At 62.1% G+C, this 25007-nt stretch carries 32 protein-coding genes and 1 pseudogene; 8 read left to right on the forward strand and 25 right to left on the reverse strand.

Going from position 1 to position 25007, the window contains the following annotated elements; all coding sequences use genetic code 11:
- Window positions 1-13: 13 nt before the first annotated feature.
- From G7076_RS12705 to G7076_RS08255, 18 genes are all read right to left on the reverse strand, one after another.
- Window positions 14-1558, reverse strand: coding sequence for a M56 family metallopeptidase (locus G7076_RS12705; RefSeq protein ID WP_166201915.1), 1545 nt, complete (start codon window positions 1556-1558; stop codon window positions 14-16).
- The gene (locus G7076_RS08180) at window positions 1555-1926 is read right to left on the reverse strand and encodes a BlaI/MecI/CopY family transcriptional regulator (RefSeq protein WP_166201916.1); all 372 of its coding nucleotides are present in this window, start codon (window positions 1924-1926) and stop codon (window positions 1555-1557) included. The genes G7076_RS12705 and G7076_RS08180 overlap by 4 nt, the downstream gene beginning before the upstream one ends.
- A gap of 122 nt (window positions 1927-2048) precedes the next feature.
- Window positions 2049-3251: a M56 family metallopeptidase gene (locus G7076_RS08185; protein WP_166201918.1), complete on the reverse strand. Its 1203-nt coding sequence runs from the start codon at window positions 3249-3251 to the stop codon at window positions 2049-2051.
- Window positions 3248-3622, reverse strand: a complete 375-nt coding sequence (locus G7076_RS08190; RefSeq protein ID WP_166201919.1) for a BlaI/MecI/CopY family transcriptional regulator — start codon at window positions 3620-3622, stop codon at window positions 3248-3250. The genes G7076_RS08185 and G7076_RS08190 overlap by 4 nt, the downstream gene beginning before the upstream one ends.
- 48 nt (window positions 3623-3670) lie before the next feature.
- Window positions 3671-4924 (reverse strand): glycosyltransferase, encoded by a 1254-nt coding sequence (locus G7076_RS08195; protein ID WP_166201921.1) that lies wholly within the window; start codon window positions 4922-4924, stop codon window positions 3671-3673.
- Window positions 4925-5163: 239 nt separating this feature from the next.
- Window positions 5164-5490 carry a Grx4 family monothiol glutaredoxin gene (gene grxD / locus G7076_RS08200; RefSeq protein ID WP_166201922.1) on the reverse strand — a complete coding sequence of 109 codons (327 nt, stop codon included), beginning with the start codon at window positions 5488-5490 and terminating at the stop codon, window positions 5164-5166.
- On the reverse strand, window positions 5487-5732 hold the full coding sequence (locus G7076_RS08205) for a BolA family transcriptional regulator (RefSeq protein ID WP_166201924.1): 246 nt from the start codon (window positions 5730-5732) through the stop codon (window positions 5487-5489). Before G7076_RS08205 ends, grxD begins: the two co-directional genes overlap by 4 nt.
- 14 nt (window positions 5733-5746) lie before the next feature.
- Complete coding sequence (locus G7076_RS08210) at window positions 5747-6073, reverse strand: DUF1476 domain-containing protein (RefSeq protein ID WP_166201926.1); 327 nt, start codon at window positions 6071-6073, stop codon at window positions 5747-5749.
- 54 nt (window positions 6074-6127) lie between these two features.
- Window positions 6128-7126, reverse strand: coding sequence for an NADPH:quinone oxidoreductase family protein (locus G7076_RS08215; RefSeq protein ID WP_166201927.1), 999 nt, complete (start codon window positions 7124-7126; stop codon window positions 6128-6130).
- Window positions 7123-7935, reverse strand: coding sequence for an N-acyl homoserine lactonase family protein (locus G7076_RS08220; RefSeq protein WP_240913755.1), 813 nt, complete (start codon window positions 7933-7935; stop codon window positions 7123-7125). The genes G7076_RS08215 and G7076_RS08220 overlap by 4 nt, the downstream gene beginning before the upstream one ends.
- A gap of 17 nt (window positions 7936-7952) precedes the next feature.
- Window positions 7953-8222 carry a DUF6694 family lipoprotein gene (locus G7076_RS08225; protein WP_166201931.1) on the reverse strand — a complete coding sequence of 90 codons (270 nt, stop codon included), beginning with the start codon at window positions 8220-8222 and terminating at the stop codon, window positions 7953-7955.
- The gene (locus G7076_RS08230; protein ID WP_166201932.1) at window positions 8219-9064 is read right to left on the reverse strand and encodes a retroviral-like aspartic protease family protein; all 846 of its coding nucleotides are present in this window, start codon (window positions 9062-9064) and stop codon (window positions 8219-8221) included. Before G7076_RS08230 ends, G7076_RS08225 begins: the two co-directional genes overlap by 4 nt.
- Window positions 9061-9696, reverse strand: coding sequence for a CoA transferase subunit B (locus G7076_RS08235; RefSeq protein WP_166201934.1), 636 nt, complete (start codon window positions 9694-9696; stop codon window positions 9061-9063). Before G7076_RS08235 ends, G7076_RS08230 begins: the two co-directional genes overlap by 4 nt.
- Window positions 9696-10283 carry an HAD family acid phosphatase gene (locus G7076_RS12475; protein ID WP_240913756.1) on the reverse strand — a complete coding sequence of 196 codons (588 nt, stop codon included), beginning with the start codon at window positions 10281-10283 and terminating at the stop codon, window positions 9696-9698. Before G7076_RS12475 ends, G7076_RS08235 begins: the two co-directional genes overlap by 1 nt.
- A 5-nt stretch (window positions 10284-10288) precedes the next feature.
- Window positions 10289-10612: a hypothetical protein gene (locus tag G7076_RS12480; RefSeq protein WP_240913757.1), complete on the reverse strand. Its 324-nt coding sequence runs from the start codon at window positions 10610-10612 to the stop codon at window positions 10289-10291.
- Entirely contained in the window at window positions 10609-11316 is a 708-nt protein-coding gene (locus G7076_RS08245; protein WP_166201936.1) for a CoA transferase subunit A, read from the reverse strand. The genes G7076_RS12480 and G7076_RS08245 overlap by 4 nt, the downstream gene beginning before the upstream one ends.
- A gap of 335 nt (window positions 11317-11651) precedes the next feature.
- A complete protein-coding gene (locus tag G7076_RS08250) occupies window positions 11652-12146 on the reverse strand; it encodes a hypothetical protein (protein WP_166201938.1) in 495 nt (164 codons plus the stop codon).
- A 3-nt stretch (window positions 12147-12149) separates the two neighbouring features.
- The gene (locus tag G7076_RS08255; RefSeq protein WP_166201939.1) at window positions 12150-12449 is read right to left on the reverse strand and encodes an SCP2 sterol-binding domain-containing protein; all 300 of its coding nucleotides are present in this window, start codon (window positions 12447-12449) and stop codon (window positions 12150-12152) included.
- Window positions 12450-12530: 81 nt separating this feature from the next.
- Here G7076_RS08255 and G7076_RS08260 point away from each other — a divergent pair, with 81 nt between their 5' ends.
- On the forward strand, window positions 12531-13958 hold the full coding sequence (locus G7076_RS08260) for an NAD-dependent succinate-semialdehyde dehydrogenase (protein ID WP_166201941.1): 1428 nt from the start codon (window positions 12531-12533) through the stop codon (window positions 13956-13958).
- An 11-nt stretch (window positions 13959-13969) separates the two neighbouring features.
- Here G7076_RS08260 and G7076_RS08265 read toward each other — a convergent pair whose 3' ends face one another.
- The 3 genes from G7076_RS08265 to G7076_RS08275 all read right to left on the reverse strand — a co-directional run bounded on the left by G7076_RS08265 (window position 13970) and on the right by G7076_RS08275 (window position 16336).
- Window positions 13970-15253, reverse strand: coding sequence for a divalent metal cation transporter (locus G7076_RS08265; RefSeq protein WP_240913758.1), 1284 nt, complete (start codon window positions 15251-15253; stop codon window positions 13970-13972).
- A gap of 157 nt (window positions 15254-15410) precedes the next feature.
- On the reverse strand, window positions 15411-15584 hold the full coding sequence (locus tag G7076_RS08270) for a hypothetical protein (protein ID WP_166201943.1): 174 nt from the start codon (window positions 15582-15584) through the stop codon (window positions 15411-15413).
- Window positions 15585-15757: 173 nt separating this feature from the next.
- Window positions 15758-16336, reverse strand: a complete 579-nt coding sequence (locus tag G7076_RS08275; protein ID WP_166201945.1) for a hypothetical protein — start codon at window positions 16334-16336, stop codon at window positions 15758-15760.
- Between the two features lie 428 nt (window positions 16337-16764).
- Between G7076_RS08275 and G7076_RS08280 the strand changes: the two genes are divergently transcribed.
- The gene (locus G7076_RS08280; RefSeq protein ID WP_166201947.1) at window positions 16765-18417 is read left to right on the forward strand and encodes a thiamine pyrophosphate-binding protein; all 1653 of its coding nucleotides are present in this window, start codon (window positions 16765-16767) and stop codon (window positions 18415-18417) included.
- A gap of 53 nt (window positions 18418-18470) precedes the next feature.
- Complete coding sequence (locus tag G7076_RS08285) at window positions 18471-19274, forward strand: class I SAM-dependent methyltransferase (protein WP_166201949.1); 804 nt, start codon at window positions 18471-18473, stop codon at window positions 19272-19274.
- Here G7076_RS08285 and G7076_RS08290 read toward each other — a convergent pair.
- The 3 genes from G7076_RS08290 to thiS form a co-directional block, all read right to left on the reverse strand.
- Complete coding sequence (locus G7076_RS08290; protein ID WP_166201951.1) at window positions 19271-19924, reverse strand: protein-L-isoaspartate(D-aspartate) O-methyltransferase; 654 nt, start codon at window positions 19922-19924, stop codon at window positions 19271-19273. The two genes, G7076_RS08285 and G7076_RS08290, sit on opposite strands and share 4 nt — an antisense overlap.
- A 304-nt stretch (window positions 19925-20228) precedes the next feature.
- Window positions 20229-20999, reverse strand: a complete 771-nt coding sequence (locus tag G7076_RS08295; protein ID WP_166201953.1) for a bifunctional sulfur carrier protein/thiazole synthase protein — start codon at window positions 20997-20999, stop codon at window positions 20229-20231.
- Window positions 21000-21003: 4 nt separating this feature from the next.
- Window positions 21004-21219 (reverse strand): sulfur carrier protein ThiS, encoded by a 216-nt coding sequence (gene thiS, locus G7076_RS08300; RefSeq protein ID WP_166201955.1) that lies wholly within the window; start codon window positions 21217-21219, stop codon window positions 21004-21006.
- Between the two features lie 42 nt (window positions 21220-21261).
- Here thiS and G7076_RS08305 point away from each other — a divergent pair, with 42 nt between their 5' ends.
- The 5 genes from G7076_RS08305 (at window position 21262) to aat (ending at window position 24662) form a co-directional block, all read left to right on the forward strand.
- A complete protein-coding gene (locus G7076_RS08305) occupies window positions 21262-21693 on the forward strand; it encodes a type II 3-dehydroquinate dehydratase (RefSeq protein ID WP_166201957.1) in 432 nt (143 codons plus the stop codon).
- A gap of 41 nt (window positions 21694-21734) precedes the next feature.
- Window positions 21735-22217 (forward strand): acetyl-CoA carboxylase biotin carboxyl carrier protein, encoded by a 483-nt coding sequence (accB, locus tag G7076_RS08310; protein WP_166201959.1) that lies wholly within the window; start codon window positions 21735-21737, stop codon window positions 22215-22217.
- A 1-nt stretch (window position 22218) separates the two neighbouring features.
- Window positions 22219-23568: an acetyl-CoA carboxylase biotin carboxylase subunit gene (accC, locus tag G7076_RS08315; RefSeq protein ID WP_166201960.1), complete on the forward strand. Its 1350-nt coding sequence runs from the start codon at window positions 22219-22221 to the stop codon at window positions 23566-23568.
- On the forward strand, window positions 23565-23906 hold the full coding sequence (locus tag G7076_RS08320) for an arsenate reductase family protein (RefSeq protein ID WP_166201962.1): 342 nt from the start codon (window positions 23565-23567) through the stop codon (window positions 23904-23906). Before accC ends, G7076_RS08320 begins: the two co-directional genes overlap by 4 nt.
- A 69-nt stretch (window positions 23907-23975) precedes the next feature.
- Window positions 23976-24662: a leucyl/phenylalanyl-tRNA--protein transferase gene (gene aat / locus G7076_RS08325; RefSeq protein ID WP_240913917.1), complete on the forward strand. Its 687-nt coding sequence runs from the start codon at window positions 23976-23978 to the stop codon at window positions 24660-24662.
- A gap of 35 nt (window positions 24663-24697) precedes the next feature.
- On the opposite strand, the pseudogene G7076_RS08330 reads toward aat, so the two are convergent.
- Window positions 24698-24931 (reverse strand): annotated as a pseudogene (locus G7076_RS08330) (DUF2155 domain-containing protein); the annotation flags it as partial.
- Window positions 24932-25007 lie beyond the last annotated feature (76 nt).

Below are 25007 nucleotides of genomic sequence, written 5' to 3' on the forward strand. Positions count from 1 at the left end.
GCTTCGGGCCCGGTTAATTGTCGTCGTCCATTTGCTCGAGGCGGGATTCGAGCCGTTCAATTTCCGCTTCGGCCTGAGCGATCGACGCTTCTGCAGCCGCTAAGCTGGCGGCGATGACCTGCGGATCGACCGATGCAAGCGCCTTGCGGGTGATGGCCTCGATATCAATCGCCTCGACGGCCTTCAGCGACGCGCGGACCTGCGCCTTGATCTTTTCAGGGTCCTGCCCGGCCCGGCGAATCTCGGCGGCATTGGCATCGATCTCGCGCATCGCTTGGGTAACGTCGATCCGCGCTTCAGCCAAGTCGCGCGCCATTTCCTGCTTGTTCTTCTGCACTTCGGCCATCGCTTCGCGCACCTCCCGATCGATCTCGGCCCGATCGATCTTCGTGTTCGCCAGCTCAGCCCGGGCCTTGGCGATATCACGCCGAACCTGTTCCCGTTCCGCTGGAGTCAGGTCTTGCCATCTCTTGGTCTGACCATTGATCGTGATGTTCTCACCGTTGACCTGCATCGGAGCGACCGGAGCAACAGGCGCAACCGGTGCTTCAGGCGCCATCGGAGCTTGCGGGGCAGATTGAACCGCTGCCGGCGCGACCGGAGCTATGGGTGCGGTTGGTGCGGCGGGATCGACGTAAAGTGTCGCCCAGGTCGCTGTAAGCGGCAGCACCGCGATTGCTGTGACGGCGATCAGCGCCTTGCCAGTGAAACGGCGCTTGGAATTCGGACTCGATAACATGGAATGTAACCTCCTTTGCAGGGTGCTTGGACGATCGAGCGCGCCAGCGAACAGCAGCGCTCGTCCCGAAGCGGCCATGGCGATCGTCTGCCCATAAGCAGCGCGATCGTGGCCATTGGCCTTGTCCAATACCCGGGCGTCGCAGGCCGCTTCCTGGTCGAACCGGAAGGCCGCATGCGATGCCCAGGCCAGTGGGTTGAACCACTGGAGGCAAAGGAGGACGAAGGCGAAGTGATTGGCGACAAGGTCGCCCGATTTGTGATGAGCAAGCTCGTGATCGAGCGCCAGCCGCCGCTGATGGGCGTCGTAACGCCCCTCGAAATCGAGCGGCAGGGCTATCACGCGGTCCAGAACTCCGAACGCCATCGGCCCGCGCACCGCGGCGCTACGCACGATCCTGATGCCGTCGAGCCTGGCGAGCTGAACGCTGTCGCCGATGACCGCTTGCCGTTGGCGAAGGTAGATTGTTGTGCCACGCACAAGCAACGCCGCGGCGCCAGCCAACCAGACGGCAACGGCCAGAGTGGTCCATCCGCCAAGCATGTCGAGCAAGCCCGGTTCCGGCAAAGGCACAGACTGGACCGGAGTCGCCAGCGAGGCGACCAATACGGGCGCGGGCGCAGCCAAAGGCTCGGACGCTGGACCCGTACGCTCGACCGTCGTGGTCAGCGTCGGCATGAGAATTCGAATGGCGGGAATCAGCCAAAGACCGTAGGCGACAGCTGGGCCGAACTCCTTGCGAGCAGGTTCGCGGATCAGCAGCACCCCGCCCATGAGAAGGGTTGTCGCGATGAAGGTGTCGGCGAGCCAGTCGATCACTTGCGCAGCTCCTTCAGCAAAGCCTCGATCGCGTCGATGTCTTCTTTGTCGAGTGCTTCCTCCTCGGCGAGGCGGGCGAAGAGGGGCGAGAGCTTACCACCGAACAGGCGGCCTACGAAACGCCGCGACTCATCGGCCACATAGTGCTCGCGATCCAGCGATGGCGAATAAAGGAAACGGCGGCCATCCTTCTTGGGCTCAACCGCGCGCTTGGCCAGCAGCCGCGACAAAAGGCTCTTTACGGTCGCTAGCGACCAGTCGCGGTCGGTCGGCACACGCGTGGCGATGTCCATGGCGGTCAGTGGCTGGTCTGCCGACCAGAGCACTTCCATCACTTCCCACTCCGCGTCACTTAGGCGCTTTTCCACGGCCGGACCCTCACTTACGATTACAGATGTAATCTACACCGATTACGTTTGTAAACGAAAAAGTGAAGGCGCCCGCAGTGGATACCGCGGACGCCTCGCTTTCGTCTCGCGCGAGCTACTTTTTACTGCCCGCGAAGTTCCGCAATCTTGGCGCGCAGCTTGGCGGAGATATCCGCCTTTGCCGTCGCGTCGATGTCGCTGTCCTTCTCAATTCGGGCGAGCGCCTTTTCGAGGCCTGCCGCGATTTCGGCCTTGTCACCCGATTTGGAGCAGATCGCGATCTTGCGCTGCTCCTTCTTGTCGCCGCTGGTTCCGGCACTCGACTCGATCGTCGTCATCTCGCCAGGGCACTTCATCTCATGCATTCCTTCGTGGTCGGCACTCATCTCGTGCTTGCCGTCGCCATGCATGATGATCTTCTTCTCGATGACGGTCTCTTCTTTCTTGTCCTGCGCGATGGCGGGGTTCGGAAGTGCAAGCCCGCCAACGACCAGAAAAGCGGCAACGCCAAGCCCGGCAAAGCGGCGGAACGAACCGTGGGTAGCATTCAACATGATCAATCGTCCTTTCAGTTCATCGATGGATGTCAGGGCGCACAGCGAGCGCGGGATCGGCCGGGCGGCACTGCGCAATATCGTCTCGCCGTAGAACTGCGGGTCGCATGCCCCAGGCGTTTCGAGAACGGTGGAATCGCAGGCCGATTCCATGTCCCGCCGGAATGCACCCAGCGCTATGTAGGCGAGCGGGTTGAACCATAGCGCTGCGGCACCGAAAAGGGCGGCAGCTGAAGCCCACAGATCGCCGCGGCGGTGGTGGAGGCATTCATGGAGTAGTGCGACCCGCTGCTGATCCGGAGTGAAGCGCGCCTCGAAATCTGCCGGAAGCAGGATCAGGCGATGGATCAGTCCCGTCGCGGCCGGCCCATCGACGGCCGGCGTAATTACCATGTCGCAGTCGATGCCGTCGACCTCGTACGGGCGCCCGTCGCGGAGTGCGCGATGCAGGAACCACCAATGCCGAAGGAGGTGCAGGCCGAGGAACGTCAGTGCGCCGGCGCCCCAGACCAATGTCCAGTCGATGGACGGCCGGCTCGCGGCGGCGCGGGCGACGGGTTCAACGATGATCGACCAGTCTACTGATCCTCTGGCCTCAGCCGTCGTGGGCACGAAATCCGGAAGCGGCGGAAACATCAGCCGAATTGCAGGGGCGAGCCACAAGGCATAAGCCGCGCGCGCGCCGAAAGTCCGGGCCACCGGCCGGCGAATCAGGAGGACGATCGCGACCAACAACGATGCGCCGAGAAGATTGACAGCCAGTGCGCTCACTTCCGCAGTTCCTTCACCAGCGCCTCGAGCTCTGCGACATCCTCTTCGCTAAGGTCACGCCGGGCCGCCAGCTGAGCGACAAGCGGCGACAAGCGGCCACCGAAAAGCCGGTCGACTAGGCGGCCAGCCTGGCCGGCGGCGACCGAGTCCCGCCCGACGGTCGGTGTATAAAGGAAGCGGCGTCCTTGCGACTTGGTCGCCAGGGCGCCTTTCTCGACCAGTCGCGCAAGCATGGTCTTCACTGTCGTCGCGGACCATTCGCGCTCGGGCGGCGCCGCTGCGATGATGTCGCTTGCAGCCAGCGGGGATCGCGACCACAAGATCGCCATCAGCTCCAACTCGCCTTCGGAAAATCGGATTTCGTCGTTCATTCGACTACAATTGTAGTCAATCAATGAACGCGCGATGAATGGTGCTGATCAGGCTTCCGCGAAGGCCGGTCTTGCAGTCGCCGCGCCGGGCAGGGACCGCTGTGCGGCCGATCGGAGTGCCAGCGGATAGAGCGAGCCGAACAGCTGCTCCATGCTTCGGTCCCAGCCGTAATAGTGAGCCTTGGCCACAGCGGCGCGGGACATTGCGCCATGATCGGCGGAGAGGATGTCGACGATGTTGGCGGCCATCGCCGCACTGTCGTCGACCGGCCCGAGTCGGCCTGTGGCCTCGTCGACGCGGTCGATCATTGCCCCTGCCGCAACGCCGACAACCGGAAGGCCCGAAGCCTGCGCTTCGATAATGGAGATTCCGAATGTCTCGTCTGCCATCCCCGAAACATATAGATCGGCGCTGGCGAGCAGTGTGGCGAGAAGATTGCGGTCTCCGATATAACCCGGCGCATGGATTCGCGGGTCGGCAAGCGCGACGATCTCCTCGCGCAATGGACCATCCCCGACAAGCAGCAGCCGCGCGCCAAGTGCATCCGGAAGTCGTTGAAAGGCTTCGACCACGGTATTGGCACGCTTCTCCCGGTCGAGGCGGCCAGCGTAGATTAGCAAAGGCGTTCCGTCTGCGGCTCCGAACGTGGCGCGGATCGCGGGGTCACGGCGTTCTGGCGAGAACTCGCCAAGTTCCACTCCCAGCGGAACCACTTCGGGGCTTAGTCCGAGGGCGCGAAGTTTTGCAGCACCGCCATTTTCGCTCATGGCATAGAGCATGTCGAAACGGCGATATAGCGATCCGCAGTAGTTGTAGCAAAGTCGCGATGCCGCGCCAGCGATTGTCCTGCCAACAATGCGTGTGAAAGGGCGTTCAACGTACACGACCGGGAAATCGGTGCAGTAAGCCGCGACCAGTGCGGTTCCGGGGTTGCGACGGGCGTGGGCGATCGCCGCCCAGGGTAAATTGTAGGCATCCTGGCACTCGATCAGGTCCGGCCTGAACCGGTCGAGCACCTTTCGAACGGCGCCATTGCGAAGCAGCAACCGATAATTCGGGCTGCCCGGCACTTTCGGCGAAGCGATGGTGGCGGTGATTGCGCGACCCTCTTCGGTCACCGAGTCCTTGGCGCCGGGCACGATCAGCAAATGACGATGCGGCGTGCTGCGAAGGATGTGCTGGCGCTTATGGCGGAGATAAGTGCCAACACCGCCGCCAACCGCCGACCAGCTCTGCGTAAGGTCGCAGAGGAGTCGGCCTTCGGGAACTGACATGGGGCAAGGCGGATCGTGGCGGCTCATTGCGGGCTCAACCCGCGATCGTGAGGAAAGTGCCGGACTTGCGCGCGCACCCGGAAAACTGTCGGGAAAGTTTACGAACGGGGATCACGCCGTCAGACGACAAGCAAGATTTTTCCGATATTTCCGGTATTTTTCTCATTTGGCACACCGGTTGCATCCTTGGTTGCGTCCACTTGGTTCCACAAACCAAACTCAAAGGGCGGCAGCGGTTCTCTCTGGTCCCGCAGCCGCCCTTTTTCCTATCCGTCGGCTTTCTCGACATCGGCGACGAGCTGCTGCAACTCACCACTTTCGAACATTTCCATCATGATGTCACTTCCGCCGACGAACTCACCCTTGACGTAAAGCTGGGGAATCGTCGGCCAATCGGAATAATCCTTGATGCCTTGACGGATTTCCTGGTCCTGAAGCACATCCACGGTCTCGAACTTCACTCCGAGATGATCCAGGATCGCCACCGCCCTGCTAGAAAAACCGCACTGCGGGAAAAGCGCGCTGCCTTTCATGAAAAGGACGACGTCATGGCCTTTAACGATCCCGTCAATGCGGCTTGTGGCTTCGCTCATTCGTGATCTCCGGATGGAACGGCGGTTTCCAACTGCAGGGCGTGCAGATCCGTTCCCATTTTCCCTTTTAGGGCAGCATAGACCGCCTGGTGTTGGCGCACCCGGCTCATACCCGCGAATTCAGGCGCTACAACGCGGGCGGCATAATGGTCGCCATCGCCGGCAAGATCGCGAATCTCGACCCGTGCCTCTGGGAAGGCTTCGAGGATCATTGCCTCGATCTCCTCCGAACGCATGGCCATCCGCCGCCTCTCCCTTAGTTCGTTTGCTCGATGATCTGGCGGCGCGCCTCTACAGCCTTGTGGCTAAGCGCTTCGCGAATCTGTTCCTCGTCGCAATCGATCCCTGCGGACGTGAGGTCGCCAAGGAGCTTGCGAATCACGTCCTCGTCACCGGCCTCCTCGAAGTCGGCACGTACGACGTCCTTCGCATAGCTGTCGGCCTCGGCCTCGGTCAGTCCCATTTTTATCGCGGCCCATTGCCCGAGCAGACGGTTGCGGCGGGCGATGATTCGGAACTGCATTTCCTCGTCGCGCGCGAACTTCGCTTCGAACGCGCGCTCGCGGTCTTCGAACTGGGACATGAACTTGCGGCCTCTTTCGACTGATTTTGAGGCCAGATAGGCGGGAGCGCAGCCTCAGTCCAGCGTGACGACCAGCTTGCCGATGGCAGAACGTGCACCGAGTGCGGCGATTGCCTCGCCGGCCCGTTCGAGCGGAAAGGTCGCGCTAACCTTCGGAGCGATCTTTCCTGCCTCCCAAAGGCTGAACAGCTCGGTGACATGTGCGGCGTTGGCCTGAGGATCGCGTGCGGCAAAGGCGCCCCAGAATACTCCGCAAACGTCGCAGCTCTTGAGCAGCGTCAGGTTCAGCGGAAGCCGGGGGATGCCCGCCGGGAAGCCGACCACCAGGTATCGCCCTTCCCAGGCGATGGCGCGAAGTGCCGGCTCGGCGTAATCGCCGCCGACCGGGTCGTAGATGACATTCGCCCCGTCCTTGCCGACGGCCGACTTGATTGCCTCAGCCAGGGCTTTTGAAGCGTCCTTGTCGAGCGGCCCGCGCGGATAGACCAGCGCATCGTCGGCACCTGCATCCCGCACGGCCTGCGCTTTTTCTTCAGAAGAGACTGCACCGATCACGCGCGCGCCGCGGGCCTTGCCGAGTTCCACAGCCGCGAGTCCGACACCGCCAGCGGCACCAAGCACGAGCAATATTTCCCCGGCCTTCAGCTTCCCGCGATCCCACAAGGCATGGATCGACGTACCGTAGGTCATGAGCAGCGCTGCTCCTTCAGTAAAATCGCGGTCGTCGGGCAGGCGGAACGCATTCCGTGCTGGGAGCACCGCCACTTCTGCAAGCCCGTTCCAGCCGCAGGCGCCAATGACCCGGTCACCGATCGTCCAGCCGGTGACGTTCTCGCCCACCGCGACGACCTCACCGGCGATCTCGCCCCCGGGCGCGAACGGGCGCGGCGGCTTGAATTGGTACTTGTCCTCGATGATCAGGACGTCGGGATAATTGATTGCGCAAGCGCGAACGCGGACCAGGATGTCGCCTGGACCGGCAACCGGAGCATCGGTCTCGGCAAGCTCGAGCGTTTCCGGACCGCCCGGAGCCCCGGAGAGAAGCGCCTTCACTTTGCAGTTTCCGGAAATGCGGGGAGCTTCGAGATGTCGGCCGGCTCATGCTGGATGATGACCTTCGCCTTCAAGTTCTTGGCCAGCTTCTCGAACCGGTCGTGCGACGCCAGGGTGTCCGCGCGGTTGACGTTGAACGAGGGCACTCCGCCAACGGTTCGATTTTCCGTGAAGTGATACTGGTCGCCGGAAATCAGAACTGGGCCACTCGCCAGTTTGACGAGCAGGGCATGGTGCCCCTCGGTGTGGCCCGGCAGATCGATCATCCTGACCGAGCCGTCGCCGAACACATCCTTGTCGCCCTCGACAAGCTCCAGCCTGCCGCCGCCCGTCAGCCAGCGGCGATACCGGGGTTCGGCGGGCGGCCAGACCTTGACGATGTCCCAGTCGGCTTTCCCCTGAAGCAATGTCGCATTCGGAAAATCGGTGAGCTGGCCGGTGTGGTCGTAATGATAGTGACTGATCCCAACGTAGTTGATGTTCGATGGCTTGAGGCCGATCCGCGAAAGTTGGGTGGCGATCGTTTCCTTGAGGAAGGTGCCCTGCTTGTCCTTGGGCTTGCCGGCCAGCGCGCCGTCGACGCCCGTGTCCCAGAGGAGGTAGCGATCGCCGTTTCTAACGAGGTAGCAACTCGCGGCGAGCGTGCGTTTCTGCCCAGCATACATGCCGGTGTCGGAGAAGTTTTCCAACTTGACGTCGAGGGTCCCGCAATCGAGGCGCAGAAGCTCCACCTGCAGTCTGGGCTGTGCTGCGGCCGGGACAGCCGGCAGGACCATCCCGGCAACGATCAAACATCGATAAATGGACATGGGCACCCCTCATTTTACTAACGATTGATCTCGACGACCTCGACGGCGGTCATTCCGTCATAGGTGTTGCGCGCGATCGCAGCAGCCTCGAAGTCGTTATCCGAGATCCGCTTCCCGGGCGGCGATTTCAATGCGGAGTCGAACGCCAGCCGTTCCGCAACAGGCAGGTCCCGCCGGGCCTTTTCCGTGCTTTCGGCAAATGCCTCGGGACTAGAGCCGTCGATGACGGTTGGCGCCTTGGAACATCCGAGGGCGACCGCCGCCAGCAGGCTCGGTGCGGCCCTCAACTCCCCGCCTCGAACCAGACTAGCCGCCCCGGAAAATCGATCACCATCCGCGTCGCTTCCAGCCAGTCGAGACCCAGGATGATCGCCGGCTTGTCGGCCACGCCGAACGCCTCGAAAACCGGCAGGTCTGCGACGAGCACCGGCGCATTGGCCAACTGCCGATTACCAAGGCGGACGTCAGCGATCTGCGTCGCGCCGGTTTCGATGGCCTTGTTGGTCGCGCCTTGGATGATATCGCCCTTCCCGACCTTGGCCGGATCGATGCCCAGCATGCGACCGAGCCTCCAGTTGATACGGGTCTTGCGCGCCCCTGTATCGATCACGGCTGTCGCTGTAACGGCTCCGATCCTAACCGGAATTGTCAGCAGGTTGCCCGTTGTCGGCGTAGCGACAATTCCAGCACCGGCCACCGGACGCGCGCCCATTGCCAGAAGGGCAAGGCGCTTGCGAGGCAGATCGAAATCGACCGTACTTTGCCCGAACAGGTCGAGCCCGACGATTCCGGCCAGCGGTACGCCATCGGCGCGCGGATCGAGCCGGACCGCGTCGAGCGGCCCTTTCGCCGTCCCGTCGAGCGATAGCCGTTCCAGACGAACCAGCGCCACATCCGCAGTGCCGGTCTGGCCTTGCAACTTCTCTCTGCCGGCCGAAACCAATCCTGCCTCGTCGGCGAAATCGGCATAAACCGCAGTCCCCTCCGCACCCGTGTCAAAAACGAACTGTCGAGTGCCGAAACTTCCTTCGACTCGAACGGTGGCATGGCCCGTTGCCGCAATCTCGATCGGCACCTCTGCCGCGGCGGGCGCAGCAGCGAGCGCAATGAAGAGAGCCAGCCGCCTCATTCCACGTAGTTGGCCGTCGTCTTTGAGCGAATTTCCTCGCGCGTGACGTCCGGCGCGGTCTCGATCAGCCGGAATGTACTATCATGATCCGGGCGCTGGAACACGGCGAGGTCGGTGATAATCATGTCGATCACGTTCTTGCCGGTCAGCGGCAGGGTGCATTCCGGAATGAATTTTGGGTCGCCGTTCTTTGACGTGTGCTCCATCACGACGATAATCTTCTTGACGCCGGCGACGAGATCCATCGCGCCGCCCATGCCCTTGATCATCTTGCCAGGTATCATCCAGTTGGCGATGTCGCCCTTCTCGCTCACTTCCATGGCGCCGAGGACGGCCAAATCGATGTGACCGCCGCGGATCATGGCGAAGCTTTGAGCGCTGTCGAAATAGCTGGTTTGCGGCAACTGGCTGACGGTTTGCTTGCCAGCATTGATGAGATCGGCGTCGACCTCGTCCGGATAGGGGAACGGGCCAATCCCAAGCATTCCGTTTTCTGATTGCAAGGTGACGGTCTTGCCGGCGGGGATGTAGTTGGCGACCAGCGTCGGGATGCCGATGCCCAGGTTGACGTAATAGCCGTCCTCGAGCTCCTGGGCGGCGCGCGCGGCCATCTGGTTGCGGTCCCAAGGCATTACTTCGTCTCCACGATATTTACGGGCTGCCAACGGTTCTCGGGCGCGAATACTTCGTTCAAATCGCCGCGGAGACCGGGGCCGTAGACGGGGTTGGACAGGATGAACCAGCCATTGCCCCACAAAGCGCCGATCCTGCCCGTCGAAGCGAGTTGGCGCCGGGAGAGCGGAGCAAGACCCTGCGCGTTGAGCAGGTCTGAGAAGTCGCCCATCTGGTCGCCGGCCATCGCGATGACGCAATAAATGCTGGCGACATGTAATCGCCGTCCGTCCTTGCCGCTTTTCCCGTCGACGTCGCCGCGCAGGAACATGGTCCTCAAGTGCTCTGCCGGACCGACGCCAGCGGAATTCAGTGTCGCGGCGGTTGCGGCCGCGGTCGGCGTGTCCCGGTTGGTGTTGAAGATCACCGTCACGCCGAGCTTGCGAATGTTCGCGAGTGCCTCGACTGCGCCGGGCATGGCCGGAGCGGCCAATTGCGGCGCGTTCTGCCAGGCGTTGATGACCGGCCGGTCGCTGGCAACGCCCCGCGCGGCCAGGGCATATTCCAGCCCCTGGTTCTGGACGGCGGTCTCATCAGCATCGAGCACGACTGCTAACGGCTTGTTTCCGCACGGGACGAAGCTCGCCGAGGCAAGGTTCGCGCCCCCTGAAGGACGACGCTGTCGCGCGGCCGGTTGCGCACGGCGGCGGCGACATAGCGTTCGAACGCGCGATAGGTCTGGATGCTCGCGCTCGCGCCCTCGGCGGAACCATAGAGCCACTGCATCCCGCCGGGAACTTCGGGCGCTTTCGCCGGCGCCGAGGGCTCGACCGCAACGGACGGAGCCGCCTGAACGGCAACGGGCTTCGCCGCGGGCGCGGTTGCGCATCCCGCCAGCGACAAGGCGCCTAGCGCCGCTGCGACCCTGCGCTTCATGCCGCTTCGCGCTCCCGCGTTGTCGTGAATTCAATCTTCTTGTCATAGGGCGCGCCCAGGATCAGCCGGTTGACGTAGATTGACGGCAGATGGATCCAGTCCGGATCGAGGCTTCCGACCGGCACGATCTCCTCCACCTCGGCGACGCAGACCTTGCCACAGGTCGCCGCCGGGAAGTTGAAATTGCGCGCCGTCTTTCGGAAGATGAGATTGCCGCTCTCGTCCGCCTTCCACCCCTTGACAATGCTGAGGTCGGCGAAGATCCCGCGCTCCAGGATGTATTCCTGGCCATCGAAGTTCTTCACTTCCTTGCCTTCGGCGACCTGGGTCCCGAAGCCGGTCTTGGTGTAGAAGCCCGGGATTCCCGCGCCCCCTGCCCGCATCCGCTCGGCCAGCGTGCCCTGCGGGCAGAATTCCACCTCAAGCTCGCCGGACAGATATTGCCGTTCGAATTCCTTATTCTCGCCGACGTAGGAAGAGATCATCTTCTTCACCTGCCGGGTACGGAGCAGCTTGCCGATGCCCTCATTGTCGATCCCGGCGTTGTTCGAGGCGAAGGTCAGGTCCTTGACCCCGCTGTCGCGGATCGCGTCGAGCAGGCGTTCGGGGATGCCGCACAGGCCGAAACCGCCGGCGGCGATGAGCATTCCGTCGCGAAGGAGCCCGTCAAGGGCGGCGTCGGCGGATGGATAGACTTTTTGCATTGGTCCTCCTGTTCGCCTGCGCCGATAGGCGGTGCCGGCGGCGAGGGTCAACCGCTCAGAATGGAGCGGGAATTTTCCAGGTCCTGTCGATCGACTCCGCGCCTGGTGCGGCGTTGATCTTGGTCTCCCAATAAAGTTGTCCGGGCGCAGTCTCGACGACGAAAATCTCCCCACTGATGAGGTTGACGATAAAAGTCGCGCGTAATGATCGACGTCTTGGCCAATGGCAGTCTCGCGAGTTCGGCTCTCGCCCGCAGCGCCGCCAGTGTCCCCTTGCCGTCGCTACGAGGGTCACCCGCCAGTTCACGCCTGAAGCAGGCTAACGGTGCCTATTATCAGAGCGGATAGAATTCGCTGGTCGCCGGCATGACAAGCGTCGCCTCGAGCGGAAGCCGATCGACCGGCCGGCCCACGGTCGGGTTCGAAGCGTAGCGCCCTTTGCTAAAAGAGACCGCGCGCACCCCGCTCATCATCCCACCGCCGCCGACGGAAACACCGAGGTCGTACCAGCCGCCATGATGACCCGGCAGGCGGTAGATCGGCAGCCGGCTGACCGTTAGCCGCCCGACCCGAACCCATCCCTCGGTCGTATAGGTCATGACCAAGGTGGTGCATCCGCCCGACCCGCAATGTTCGCGGCCGGCCAGGTGCACGATCGCTTCCTGCCGGTGATCATCATTAAGGTCAGAAAAGGCGATGGCAAAACGGCTGTCCGGCCCCCGCTCCTCGCCTACGGCGGCGATGACCTGTGCCGCGCGCTGATCGGACTGTGCCGAGGCGCCGGCGCCGAGGAGTGCCGAGGCAGCCGCCAAGACAAATCGGACGGTCACCGGTCAGCCCCGAAGCTTCGACAACACGCCCTGAAGCTGCATCGCGTTCGACATGTCGCCTTCGACCTTCAGCTTCCCGGTCATGAACGCAGTCATGCCGTCGAGCTGGCCGGCGGCCATCGACTGCCAGTCTTCCCAGGAGATCTTGATCGTCGTATCGGCATCGCCGCCGTCTTCCGAAACCTGCTCAGCCGCGCCGTCGAGCATGATCGTGCCTTCTCCCCCGAAATCGAGCTTGACCCTCTTGCCCGGAAGCCAGGCCTGGTTTTCCTGCATCTTTGCGGCAAGTTCACTTTTGGTCATGGCGGGCCCCTTCCTTGTTGCGTCGCACGAGGCCTAGCCGACAAGTTGCGGGCCGTTCAAGCAAAGCCTATCTGCAGCCTCATGAGCTATGACACGGATCTCCAACTCTTCATCGACGGCGTTTGGAAGAGCGGCGAAGGCCGCGACGCCCATAAGGTCGTCAATCCCGTCACCGGCAGCGGCATCGCAGAAGTCCCCTACGCCACGAAAAGTGACCTCGAGGAAGCACTGGCCGCCTCGGCCCGTGCATGGCCGGAATGGCGTTCGACCGATGTCGAGAAGCGTGGCGCGATCCTCCACCAGGCAGCGAAACTGCTTCGTGAGCGGGCCGACCATATCGGCGCGATCCTGACCCAGGAGCAGGGCAAGATCCTCGCCGAAGCCAAGGCCGAAGTGATGGGCTCCGCGCAATTGTTCGACTGGTATGCTGAGGAGATCAAGCGGGATTATGGCCGCACGCTGGTTCGCCCGGCTGGCGAGCTGTCGCGGGTTATCCGCCAGCCTGTCGGTCCGGTGGCTACCTTCACGCCGTGGAACTTCCCGATCTACCTCCTAGCCAAAAAGGTCGCCGCGGCGCTTGCAGCCGGATGCACCGTCATTTCGCGCCCGCCGCATGAGACGCCGGGCTGTACGACTGAGATGTTCCGCGCCCTCGCCGACGCCGGCATTCCAAAGGGCGTCGCCCAGCTTGTCCATGGCGAGGCCGATCTCGTCAGCACGACGCTCATCGGGTCGAAAGAAATCCGGAAAGTCAGCTTCACCGGCTCCACCGCGGTCGGCAAGCATCTGATGCGCCTTGCGGCGGACAGCATGACCCGGATCACGATGGAGCTGGGCGGCCATGCCCCCGTCCTGATCTTCGATGATTGCAACCTTGAAAAGACGCTCGACATGGTCGTGCCGCAGAAATTCCGGAATGCCGGTCAGGTCTGCGTTTCACCTACGCGATTCTACGTCCAAGATTCGATCTACGACGCCTTCTTGAAGGGGTTTGCCGAGCGAACCGCGAAGGTAAAGGTCGGCAACGGGCTGGAAGCGGATACGAAGATGGGCCCGCTCGCAAACGGCCGCCGGCCGGAAGCTGTCGGAGCGTTGATCGATGACGCCGCGGCCAAAGGCGCGCGGGTGCTCGCCGGCGGATCGCGGGGCGACGGTGGCTTCTTCTTCCAGCCAACATTGCTCGCCGACGTGCCGAACGAAGCCAACATAATGAACGAAGAGCCGTTCGGCCCGGTTGCCGTGACCTGCGCCTTCTCGACCTTCGACGAGGTCATCGAGCAGGCCAATCGGCTGCCGTTCGGACTCGCGGCCTTTGCCTTCACCGAGAACGGCCGTCGCGCCAATTTGATCGGAGATCTTGTCGAGAGCGGCATGGTCGGCATCAACACCTTCGCGATATCGGTCGCCGACGCGCCGTTCGGCGGGGTGAAGGATTCGGGCTTCGGCTCCGAAGGCGGCAAGGAAGGTCTTGAATCCTACCAGGTGGTGAAGGCGATCCACCAGGCCTGAAGCACCAGGCATCAGCCTCCGGCGGTGAGCAGGTAGAAGAACAGCACCGAGGCGGCAGCCATGATCGCCGTTGCAATCCAACCCGACAGGAGCAGGCGGCCGCGAACCGCCAAGCGCCCCATCGCGCGTCGGTTCCGGACGATCAGCATCATCAGGATCATCAAAGGGGCCGCGAGCACGCCGTTAACAACCGCGGCCCAGTAGAGCGCCTTTACCGGATTGATGCCGAACGCCTGAAGCGAACCACCCATCACGGTCGTGGCGATGATCGTTCCATAAAACAATCGCGCCTTGTTCGGCTTCGATTCCAGACTGGCGGGCCGGCCGAACATTTCCGACACCGCGTAGGCGGCGGATCCGGCCAGGATGGGAACCGCAAGCAGCCCGGTGCCAATGATCCCGACCGCGAATAGCAAGGAGGCGAAGCGTCCGGCGAAAGGCTCGAGCGCCTGCGCGGCCTGGGCCGACGATTCGACGGTTGTAATTCCGTTCGCATTGAGAGTCGCCGCTGTCGAAAAGACGATCGCCAGCGAAATAAGCGTGCTGAAGGCCATTCCGGTTAGCGTATCGAACTGAATTCGCTTGATTTCCCTGACGGCCTTGCCGGGCGCGACGCAAAGCGGCTTTTGGTGGTGGCGGCGCTCCTCCTCCACTTCCTGGGCGGCCTGCCAGAAGAAAAGATACGGGCTGATTGTCGTGCCGAGGATCGCCACCAGCGCCGTGGCATAGGCAAAGTTCCACTGCAGTTCCGGAATGACGAGGCTCTGGAGCGCCCGGCCCCAAGGCACATCTGCCGCGAACACTACCCCGACATAAGCGAACAGGCTCAGCGTCGCCCATCGCAAAGCCGCCGCATAATGCCGGTAATCCAGGAATATTTCGAGCAGTAGGCAGACCCCGCCAAAAATAAACGTGTAAATTACCGCGTTGCCGCCAACCAGCAATTGCAGGGCTGCACCCATCGCACTCAGATCGGCCCCGAGATTTATGATGTTGGCGACCAGCAGCAGGGAGACAGCCCCCCACAGCAATGATCTGGGATAGTGCCGGCGCAGGTTCGCAGCGATCCCCCGGCCAGTTACCCGGCCGATCTCGGCGGATATTGTCTGGATCACATAAAGCAGCGGAAAGCTGAGGACGAAGGTCCACGACAGTGCGTAGCCGAATTGCGCGCCAACCTGACTGTGGGTGCCGATACCGCTCGGATCGTCATCGGCGGCACCGGTAATGAGGCCCGGCCCGAGTCGCTTCAGAAGAGGCTTATCGGCCCCCAAACCGGCGCGGTGTCTCCTCACGCGGTCAATGCCTCGCCTCGCCACTCTGTCCCCGGCTCACCGTTGCACTGCACACCCATTGACGCAGGCTAAGACAACACCGGCCAACCGGCAATTGCCCGCAGCCCAACCGAGTTTATGTCGCCGTCAGAGTGGCGGTCAGCTTCCGACTTTGGAGTTAGCCTGCGAGAATGGCGGCAGCGGTTTCCTCGATGGTGCCAGACACCTGGATGGCTTCGCTTCCGATCATCCCGATCTTCGTCTGGCCATTTTCATGTGATCGTAGCCATGCCACGTTTTGCGCGACGACCATATAATCGCCCCCGCGGGACTTCAGCAGAACGAATTTCATGAATCCTGTCTCCTAAAGCTAGATCCTACCCACGCAATCTTCGCTTCGAGTTAATTTCAGAAGCAGCCTTCGACCCTTTGCCAATTCAGGCGAGACACTTCGGAACGAAGATGCAGGCAAATGCGCACGACCGTTGAAGATCGCGCGCACAGCGTCATAAGAATTGATGCCGTTTAGATGCGGCGTCCGTTGTTCCGCTTGATGTCCAGGTTGCTGATACGTCCACTAAGATCGACCCGGCAACTGAAGCGCAGGTCGGCAGACTGGGGATTATAGGCTTGGGCGCCGTAACCCTGGTTCGCGTAGCCCTGGTTGGTATAGCGAGGGTCATAGCCCTGGCTGCCATAGCCTCCACGATAGCCCATACCGGACTGCATTACGCCGGAGACCCTCAGGCCATTGGACTTGCGCTGGACGCCGGTGATGGCGACTACGCGAGCCTGGCCATAGGCCTGGTTGCCATAAGCTTGATTGCCGTAGCCCTCGTTGGCGTACGCCTGGTTGCCGTAGCCTTGGCCGTAGGCTCCATAACGGCCAGCACGTAAGTCACCGCTAACTCTGGCCTCCGCAGCGCGCGCGCACTGGTCGACTGCCATCCGGTCGTTGCCTTGGCCATAGGCGCCGTAACGGCCCTGCCCAAGGACTGAATTAAGCACAGAGTCGACGACACTCTGTTCGCCATTTTGGTTGGGATAAGGATTAGGATACTGGTTGTACTGCGCAGTCGCCGGAACGGCGACGCTGGCCATCATCGCTAAACCAAATATTCCGACGTAAAATCTAGATGATACTCGCATGAGATTATCCTTAAAAACGCCGGGATACGACGCGTCACTTAGTAGAACGCTAATAAACGATAATGGATGCACGAGGCGTGAACGATATCTTCAATAACTTTATTTGTCATCTGATTTTACTGTGACTTGGCACTGGATGACATCATTACTGGTCTTTGTATTGAAACGATAGATTGGACTTGCACGCAGCTTGTACCGCAATGCCGACCTCGGAAAATTCCTTTCTAAAGCCCAGGCGGTGTTTGCAGCCGGCTCCGCACGTCATCGTCGTTTGATAAACTGGTTCGGGCACGTCCACGCCAGCACCCACAGTTTGAGTGATACTTTCGCCACTTTATGAACGCCTCTCCCCTTCCGCAGCGGACGGCGCTAAGGCCTGACGCATGACACTGCGCACCGGCGGCCGGATCCTCGTAGACCAGCTTCGAATCCAAGGCTGTGATCGAATATTCACCGTGCCGGGCGAGAGTTTCCTCGCGGCCCTCGACGCGCTCCACGACACGCCCGAAATCGAAACGATTGTTTGCCGCCAGGAGGGCGGGGTCGCCTACATGGCCGATGCCGACGGCAAGATGACCGGGCGCCCCGGGGTGGCATTCGTTACTCGCGGCCCGGGCGCGACCAATGCCTCCGCCGGCGTCCATGTCGCCTTTCAGGATTCGACTCCGATGATCCTGTTCGTCGGCGATCTCGACCGCGCCGACCGCGACCGCGAAGGCTTCCAGGAAGTCGATTTCACGGCCTTCTTTTCACCGATCGCTAAATGGGCGGCGCGGATCGACGACGCCAAGCGGATCCCGGAATATGTCGCGCGCGCCTATCGCGTCGCGACGGCCGGGCGGCCCGGCCCCGTCGTCCTCGCAATCCCCGAAGACATGCTTAGGGACGAAGTGAACGCACTGGACCGTCCACCCGTCCCGCCGGTTGCGGAAATGCCCGATCCCGGCGCGGTGAGTGCGCTCTTCGAATTGCTCAAGGAAGCCTCCTCACCAGTCGCGATCGTCGGCGGTGCCGACTGGAGCCCGCGCGCGGCGCATCATTTCGCGAACTTCGCTTTCCGCCACGGGATTCCCGTCGCCGCGGCGTTCCGGCGGCAGGACTCAATCGATAATACATGCGGCGTCTATGCCGGCCAACTCGGGTACGGACCCAATCCCAAGCTTCGGCAGCGAATTCGCGACGCCGATCTTGTCATCGCCGTCGGAGCCCGCCTAGGCGAGTCGACGACCGACGGCTACAAGCTGATCACTCCGGATCATCCCGACCAGACCCTAGTCCATATTCACCCCGACCCCAATGAGCTTGGCAGGGTCTATCATGCGGACCTGCCAATCTGCGCCGACATGGGCGAGTTCGCGGAAATGGTGGACGAGTGGAACGATCCCGACCTGGTCCGCTTTTCAGCCGGCGAGGACGCGCATAGCGATTGGCTTGAGTGGAGCGAGCCCAAGCCGCGGGACGGCGTAGCACTCGACCTCGGTCCTTGCGTCGCGGCGATGCGCGAAAAGCTTCCAGCCAACACCATCATCTGCAACGGCGCCGGCAATTTCTCCGGCTGGTGGCACCGCTACTGGCATTACGGGGTCATGCCCACCCAGCTCGCACCGACCAGCGGCACGATGGGCTATGGTCTGCCAGCTGCGGTCGCCGCTGCGATCCGCTTTAAAGACCGGCCGGTGGTGTGCGTCGCTGGCGACGGCGACTTCCTGATGAACGGTCAGGAACTGGCGACTGCAGCGCAATATAACGCAAGCTTGATAGTGATCGTGGTCGACAATGGCGCATATGGAACCATCCGGATGCACCAAGAGCGCGATTATCCGGAGCGGATTTCCGCGACTGCGCTCGCCAATCCCGACTTCGTCAAGCTCTCCGAAGCTTTTGGCGGTCGCGGCTGGCGGGTTGAGAACACCGCGGATTTCGGACCGGCGCTCGATGACGCGATAAAGTCGGACGGCATCCGACTGCTTCACTGTCTCACCGACGTGGAGATCATCACCAACAGCACGACGATTGCTAAGCTTCGCGCCCGCTAGGAGGAGCGAGGCGGTTGCGGTATGAACGGCTTACCCAAGGGGAGGCGTCCGCCATGTCGACCGACCAAGCCTTCGCCGGAAGCATCCCGGCCATTTACGACCGATATCTCGGTCCGCTGCTGTTCGAACCTTATGCCGCCGATCTGTCTGAGCGGCTCGCCGCTTTGTCGCCGGAAACTGTCCTGGAGACCGCTGCCGGAACCGGCATCGTCAGCAAGGCGATCACGGACCGGCTGCCGGGCATTCGCCTGACCGTCACCGATCTCAACCCGGCGATGCTGGAAATCGCGAAGACCCGCTTATCGGGCGGCGATGTGAAGTTCGAGGCGGTCGACGCGACCAGCCTGCCCTATCGCGACGGGGATTTCGACGCCGTCGTCTGTCAGTTCGGGGTGATGTTCTTTCCCGATCGCCTCGCCGCCTACCGGGAAGTGCGACGGGTCCTGGCTCCGGGTGGCGCCTTCCTGTTCAATGCCTGGTGCCCGCTCGAAGACAATCCGCTCGCCGAAATTGTGCACGAATCAGTTGCCGCGCAAATCCGGGACGACCCGCCCGGATTCCTCAAGCGCACGCCCTACGGGCATGGCTCCGCCGAGGAAATCGAGCGCGATCTCATCGCTGCGGGCTTCGAGGATTTCGAGATCGAGCGAGTGGAATTTCCCAGCAGGGCGCCCACTTCGGACTATCCCGGAAAAGGCTTCGCCCTGGGCTCTCCCCTGCGGATGGAGATCGAGCAGCGCGCCGGCGATCGACTGGAAGCGATCGCGGAGGAAGCGTCCCGGGCGGTTGCCGAACGCTTCGGCGCTGGGCCCGTCGACTCGACCATGGCCGCCCTTGTCGTCACAGCGCGCAACTAGTTTTCCGGGAAAGCGTGCGCGCCGACCAGCGGGACGAACCGCACGGCACCGAGTTCTTCTCGTTTAAGCGACCCATTCGGGTGCTTGGTTACCTTGACCAGCTCTTGAATTGCGCCCGGTTCGCCGATCGGCATGACCAGCCGGCCTCCGGGCCTTAGCTGGTCGAGCAGAACCTGGGGAACGTGGCTCCCACTCGCTGCCGCGACGATGGCGTCGAACGGCGCTTCATCGGGATAGCCACGGGTGCCGTCGCCTTCGATTATGCGGACATTGCTGTAGCCGAGGCGCTTCATCCGATCGCCCGCCAGCTGTGCCAGTTCGCGATGCCGTTCGATTGCGATCACCTGATCGGCAATCTGGCCGATGACGGCTGCCGCGTAACCTGACCCGGCGCCAATCTCCAGCACCTTGTCGTTCGATCCGACCTGGGCGGCGTCGATCGTCAGAGCGACGATGTAGGGCTGGGAAATTGTCTGGCCGCTTTCAATCGGTAATGGAGCGTCGGCATAAGCTGCGCTCTCGAATCCTTTGGAAACGAAGAGTTCTCGAGGGACCGCGCGCAGAGCGCTTACCAAGGCAGGGTTGTCGATGCCTCGTGCTACAACCTGTCGCTCGATCATGCGCTCGCGAAGTGAAGCGAATCCGGCCATTGCGGATCTCCCATCCTAGAATAGCTAGTCCGCGACCGTCGCTTCCATCAATCGGAATCCTCGACGGCATAATGAATGATGCCGTCACGCTTCCATCTACGCTTGGGCGAGCTTTCCTTTGTCTCCACGTCGCGTGAACTGCCGCGCCGCCCGTCCCGTTCGAAGATCATTAAATGCCGCTGGCGAATTTCGCGAAAACTGCCTCCCCCTCGATCACGTTTCGAGGTCATTTTCGTTCTCCTGCGGAGGCAACGAAGAACCTCCGAGTCGCTTTCCCAACGACTTGGTCGAAACTGGAGAAAAGTTAGATCAGACCGGCCAGCGGACTCGACGGGTCGGCGTACCGACGCTTTTGCATGCGGCCCGCGAGATAGGCTTCACGACCCGCCTCCACCGCCAATTTCATTGCACGGGCCATGCGGATCGGTTCCTTTGCCTCGGCGATCGCGGTGTTCATCAGCACGCCGTCGCAGCCCAATTCCATAGCCACCGCGGCATCGCTCGCGGTTCCGACCCCGGCATCGACAAGCACCGGAACGCTGGCCCCCTCAACAATGAGCCGGATGGTGACCTTGTTTTGAAGTCCAAGACCCGACCCGATCGGGGCGCCAAGCGGCATGATTGCCACCGCGCCGGCATCTTCAAGTTGCTTCGCGGCTATGGGGTCGTCGACGCAATAGACCATCGGCTTGAAACCCTCCTTGGCAAGCACTTCCGTGGCCTCCAAGGTTTCACGCATGTTCGGGTAAAGCGAGCGGGCCTCGCCCAGAACTTCGAGCTTGACGAGGTCCCAGCCGCCAGCCTCGCGCGCCAGCCGCAGTGTGCGGATGGCGTCATCGGCGGTAAAGCAACCAGCCGTGTTCGGCAGGTAGGTCACCTTCTTAGGATCGATGAAATCCATCAGCACCGGCTGCGAAGGATCGGAGATGTTCACGCGGCGCACGGCTACGGTGACGATCTCGGCACCCGACGCCTCGACGGCCGCCGCATTCTCGGCGAAATCCTTATACTTGCCGGTGCCGATGATGAGCCGCGAAGAAAAGGTGTGGCCCGCGACAGTCCAGGTGTCATTCAATGGTTCAGCCTCCGCCGACAAAATGAACAATCTCGAACTTGTCGCCGTTGGCGATTGCGACTTCGGCGAGGGTCGAACGAGGAACGATCTCTAGGTTGCGCTCGACCGCCACCTTGGCAGGGTCCAGCCCCAGCGAGCGCACAAGATCGGCAACACTTCCCGCCGGTTGGCGGCGCGGCTCGCCATTGATCGTAACCTGGAGGGTGGAGTTGTCGTTCATTGTCGCTAGGGCAGATAGGAAGCAGCAGCCGCGAAGGCAAACATGGCGACGATCTTCATCCTCAATGGCCCGAATCTCAATCGTCTCGGCCGGCGCCAACCGGTAATCTACGGGACGCAGACCCTCGACGACATTGCCGCCATGATCAGCGACCGCGCAGCGAAGTTGGGCATCAGTGTCGACATGCGCCAGTCAAATCATGAGGGCCATCTCATCGACTGGCTTCATGAGGCCGAAGATTCCGGTGCCAAAGCGGTCATCCTCAACCCCGGCGGCTACGGACACACGTCTGTCGCTCTGCGTGACGCGGTGAGCTCGATCGCGACTCCGGTGATCGAAGTCCATCTTAGCGACCCAACGATACGCGAACATTTCCGCCATAATGACCTTATTGCCGACGTTGCGGCGCTGATCGTCAAGGGCCAGGGAGCGCAAGGTTACCTTACGGCACTGGACGCAGCCGCTCGGCTCTGACAGAGGGCGCGGCAATCACCGACATCTGGGAAACCCAAGCAATGGCTGACGACACGGAAGATGGCAGCATGCGGGTCGATACCGCGCTCGTACGCGAGCTGGCCGAGCTGCTTGCCGCCAACGAGCTGACCGAAATCGAGGTCGAGGACGGTAGCCGGAAGATCAAAGTCAAACGCGAGTCTGGCCAAGTCATGACCTACGCGCCCGCACCGATCACGCATTCCGCCGCTGCTCCCGCCGGCTCTGCGCCCGCTAGTGAACCGTCGGCCGACCAGGCGCCGGCTGTGTCCGCCGATGCCGTCAAATCGCCGATGGTCGGAACGGTCTATCTGGCCGCCGAGCCTGGCGCCAAGCCGTTCATCGCCGTCGGGCAGCAAGTTGCCGAGGGCGCAACCTTGATGATCATCGAAGCGATGAAGGTCATGAACCCGATCACCGCGCCCAAGGCCGGCACGGTCCAGCAGCTGCTGGTGAGCGATGCGCAACCGGTCGAATTCGACCAGCCGCTGGTCGTCATCAGCTGACATGGCGATCAAGAAGCTCCTGATCGCCAATCGTGGTGAGATCGCACTGAGGATTCACCGCGCGTGTCATGAAATGGGTATCCAGACGGTCGCGGTCCATTCCACCGCCGATGCCGACGCCATGCATGTCCGGCTTGCCGATGAGGCGGTGTGCATCGGACCGCCCCCTGCGACCGACAGCTATCTCAACGTCCCGAACATCATCTCCGCGGCCGAGATCACCCATGCCGATGCGGTTCACCCCGGCTACGGCTTTCTGAGCGAAAACGCCCAGTTCGCGGAGATTGTCGAAAGCCACGGCCTGATCTGGGTCGGTCCGAAGCCGGAACATATCCGGGTGATGGGCGACAAAATCGAGGCCAAGCGGACGGCCGAAAAGCTCGGCCTGCCGCTCGTTCCCGGCTCGCCAGGACCGCTGGAAAGCACGGTCGAAGCGCGCCAGCTTGCCGACGAAATCGGCTATCCGGTGCTAATCAAGGCGGCGTCCGGCGGCGGCGGGCGCGGGATGAAGGTCGTCAACGACCCGGAGCATCTGGAAACGCTGATGATGCAGGCGTCGTCGGAGGCGAAGGCGGCGTTTGGCGACGCCACGGTCTACATGGAAAAATATCTGGGTGACCCGAAGCACATCGAGTTCCAGATATTCGGCGACGGCGAAGGCAATGCGATCCACATTGGCGAGCGCGACTGTTCGGTCCAGCGACGCCACCAGAAAGTCATTGAAGAGGCACCCTCGCCCGTAATCACGCCCGAGCAGCGAGCCCACATGGGCGAAGTCGTCCGCAAGGCGATGGCCGACATGGCTTATCGCGGTGCCGGCACTATCGAGTTTCTGTACGAGAATGGCGAATTCTACTTCATCGAGATGAACACCCGGCTCCAGGTCGAACATCCGGTGACCGAAATGATCAGCGGGATCGACCTCGTCCGGGAGCAGATTCGCGTGGCGCAAGGCGATGGCCTGAGCGTCCGCCAGGATGACATCGTTCTTCACGGCCACGCCATCGAATGCCGGATCAACGCGGAGGATCCCGAGACCTTCGCGCCGTCACCAGGACTAGTGAAAAACTTCGTGGCACCCGGCGGAATGCACGTTCGCGTCGATAGCGGGCTCTACGCCGGCTACAAGGTGCCTCCTTATTACGACAGCATGATCGCCAAGCTGATCGTCTACGGACGAACCCGCGAAGGCTGCATCCTCCGCCTAAAGCGGGCGCTCGAGGAATTCGTCGTCGAAGGGATGAAAACTACGGTGCCGCTGCAGCAGCGGATCATTCGCAACGAGGAATTCCTGAGGGGCGACTATACGATCAAATGGCTCGAGCGGTGGCTGGAGGAGGGCAAGGCGTGAAGGCGACCATCTGGCACAACCCTGCCTGCGGGACCTCGCGCAAGACGCTCGCCATTCTCAACGAGTCAGGCGCCGACGTAACCGTAATCGAATATCTCGGCCAGCCCTACACGCGGGAAAAGCTGGAACAGTTGCTTCGAGATTCGGGTATGACTGCGAAAGACGCCTTGCGAACGCGCGGAACCGACGCAGAGGAACGCGGACTCATCGAGGCGGATGACGAGACGGTCCTTGAGGCCATGCTCCAGGACCCCAGCTATGTGAATCGGCCGTTCGTCGAGACGGAAAAGGGCGTTCGCTTCTGTCGCCCGCAGGACAAGGTGCGCGAAATCCTGTAATTCAAGCGAGTGAGTAGCCCGCTCGATCCTCGCCTGCTTCTTCGTGGCTATGCCAGCGGGATATTCCCGATGGCCGACAGTCGTGATTCCGACGAGGTTTTCTGGGTCGAGCCGCGCAGCCGGGCCATCCTCCCGCTTCACGGTTTTCACCTGTCGCGCTCGCTCGCAAGGACGATCCGCCGGGGCACCTTCGAAGTCACTCGCGATCGCGCGTTCGAGGACGTCATCCGCAGCTGTGCCGACAGGCCCGAAACTTGGATCAACGCCGACATCGAACGGGCGACATTGGGCCTTCGTGCTGCGGGGCACGCCCACTCCATCGAATGCTGGCGGGACGGCGAACTGGTCGGCGGAGTTTACGGCGTCCGATTGGGACGTGCGTTTTTTGGCGAGTCAATGTTCAGCCGCCGAACCAACGCGTCGAAAGTTGCGCTAGCCTGGCTCGTCGCGCGGCTGAAAGCCGGCAATTTCGTCCTGCTCGATTGCCAGTTCATGACCTCGCACCTTGCCTCGCTTGGCGCGACGGCAGTGCCGCGCGAACGCTATGCTGTGTTGTTGTCTGCTTCGCTGGGTGCTGCCGGCGTTGATGGCTCGGGAGCTGGAGCAACGTTTCCTGAGTTCGGCGGATTCGACCCGACGCTGCTGGAACCACCAGAGTTCGGAGCACTGGAGCGGTTGTTGGAGGAGCGCGGTGCCGCAGGCATTCCGGGCGCGGCAGGCCAGCTCATCACGCAGCTCTTGGGCCAGACGTCGTAAACGGCATGCTCGACTACGTTCAGCGACGGGCTTTCCTTATAGAGCCAGCCTGAAAAGACCCGATCCCACCGCTTGTTCGGGAGCTCGACGTCGACCTGAATGAATGCACCCGTCAGCTTCTCTTGTTCCCACGGCGCGGTCGCTTCACAGGCCCGAAGCCGCACGATGACATCCTTGACGCGGATCGACTGGCCTGGCTTCAGCGTGAGGTCCCGAACGATTCCGTTTCGCTTATTGAGCAGGCCGATGACTGCGACCCGGTCGCGCATTGGCGTCGTTCCCGAAGAATCGGGCGATGCGGGAGGGAGCTTGGCCTGCTCGACGACTCCGTTCTCGGGGACTTTT

This window comes from Sphingomonas sp. HDW15A, from assembly GCF_011301715.1.
Classification (GTDB): Bacteria; Pseudomonadota; Alphaproteobacteria; order Sphingomonadales; family Sphingomonadaceae; genus Sphingomicrobium.

What these genes read in the sequence shown, in the direction of transcription:
- G7076_RS08205 (WP_166201924.1), bottom strand. Translation starts at nt 5,732, where the DNA reads ATGGCCATGCGTTCGGAGGAGATCGAGGCAATGATCCTCGAAGCCTTC.
- thiS (WP_166201955.1), bottom strand. Translation starts at nt 21,219, where the DNA reads ATGAACGACAACTCCACCCTCCAGGTTACGATCAATGGCGAGCCGCGC.
- G7076_RS08275 (WP_166201945.1), bottom strand. Translation starts at nt 16,336, where the DNA reads ATGATGGCCAGCGTCGCCGTTCCGGCGACTGCGCAGTACAACCAGTAT.
- G7076_RS08190 (WP_166201919.1), bottom strand. Translation starts at nt 3,622, where the DNA reads ATGAACGACGAAATCCGATTTTCCGAAGGCGAGTTGGAGCTGATGGCG.
- G7076_RS08280 (WP_166201947.1), top strand. Translation starts at nt 16,765, where the DNA reads ATGACACTGCGCACCGGCGGCCGGATCCTCGTAGACCAGCTTCGAATC.
- G7076_RS08260 (WP_166201941.1), top strand. Translation starts at nt 12,531, where the DNA reads ATGAGCTATGACACGGATCTCCAACTCTTCATCGACGGCGTTTGGAAG.
- grxD (WP_166201922.1), bottom strand. Translation starts at nt 5,490, where the DNA reads ATGAGCGAAGCCACAAGCCGCATTGACGGGATCGTTAAAGGCCATGAC.
- G7076_RS08290 (WP_166201951.1), bottom strand. Translation starts at nt 19,924, where the DNA reads ATGGCCGGATTCGCTTCACTTCGCGAGCGCATGATCGAGCGACAGGTT.
- G7076_RS08195 (WP_166201921.1), bottom strand. Translation starts at nt 4,924, where the DNA reads ATGAGCCGCCACGATCCGCCTTGCCCCATGTCAGTTCCCGAAGGCCGA.
- G7076_RS08210 (WP_166201926.1), bottom strand. Translation starts at nt 6,073, where the DNA reads ATGTCCCAGTTCGAAGACCGCGAGCGCGCGTTCGAAGCGAAGTTCGCG.
- G7076_RS08270 (WP_166201943.1), bottom strand. Translation starts at nt 15,584, where the DNA reads ATGAAATTCGTTCTGCTGAAGTCCCGCGGGGGCGATTATATGGTCGTC.
- G7076_RS12480 (WP_240913757.1), bottom strand. Translation starts at nt 10,612, where the DNA reads ATGAAGCGCAGGGTCGCAGCGGCGCTAGGCGCCTTGTCGCTGGCGGGA.
- G7076_RS08285 (WP_166201949.1), top strand. Translation starts at nt 18,471, where the DNA reads ATGTCGACCGACCAAGCCTTCGCCGGAAGCATCCCGGCCATTTACGAC.
- accC (WP_166201960.1), top strand. Translation starts at nt 22,219, where the DNA reads ATGGCGATCAAGAAGCTCCTGATCGCCAATCGTGGTGAGATCGCACTG.
- G7076_RS08235 (WP_166201934.1), bottom strand. Translation starts at nt 9,696, where the DNA reads ATGCCTTGGGACCGCAACCAGATGGCCGCGCGCGCCGCCCAGGAGCTC.
- G7076_RS08305 (WP_166201957.1), top strand. Translation starts at nt 21,262, where the DNA reads ATGGCGACGATCTTCATCCTCAATGGCCCGAATCTCAATCGTCTCGGC.
- aat (WP_240913917.1), top strand. Translation starts at nt 23,976, where the DNA reads ATGGCCGACAGTCGTGATTCCGACGAGGTTTTCTGGGTCGAGCCGCGC.
- G7076_RS08230 (WP_166201932.1), bottom strand. Translation starts at nt 9,064, where the DNA reads ATGAGGCGGCTGGCTCTCTTCATTGCGCTCGCTGCTGCGCCCGCCGCG.
- G7076_RS08255 (WP_166201939.1), bottom strand. Translation starts at nt 12,449, where the DNA reads ATGACCAAAAGTGAACTTGCCGCAAAGATGCAGGAAAACCAGGCCTGG.
- G7076_RS08220 (WP_240913755.1), bottom strand. Translation starts at nt 7,935, where the DNA reads ATGTCCATTTATCGATGTTTGATCGTTGCCGGGATGGTCCTGCCGGCT.
- G7076_RS08245 (WP_166201936.1), bottom strand. Translation starts at nt 11,316, where the DNA reads ATGCAAAAAGTCTATCCATCCGCCGACGCCGCCCTTGACGGGCTCCTT.
- accB (WP_166201959.1), top strand. Translation starts at nt 21,735, where the DNA reads ATGGCTGACGACACGGAAGATGGCAGCATGCGGGTCGATACCGCGCTC.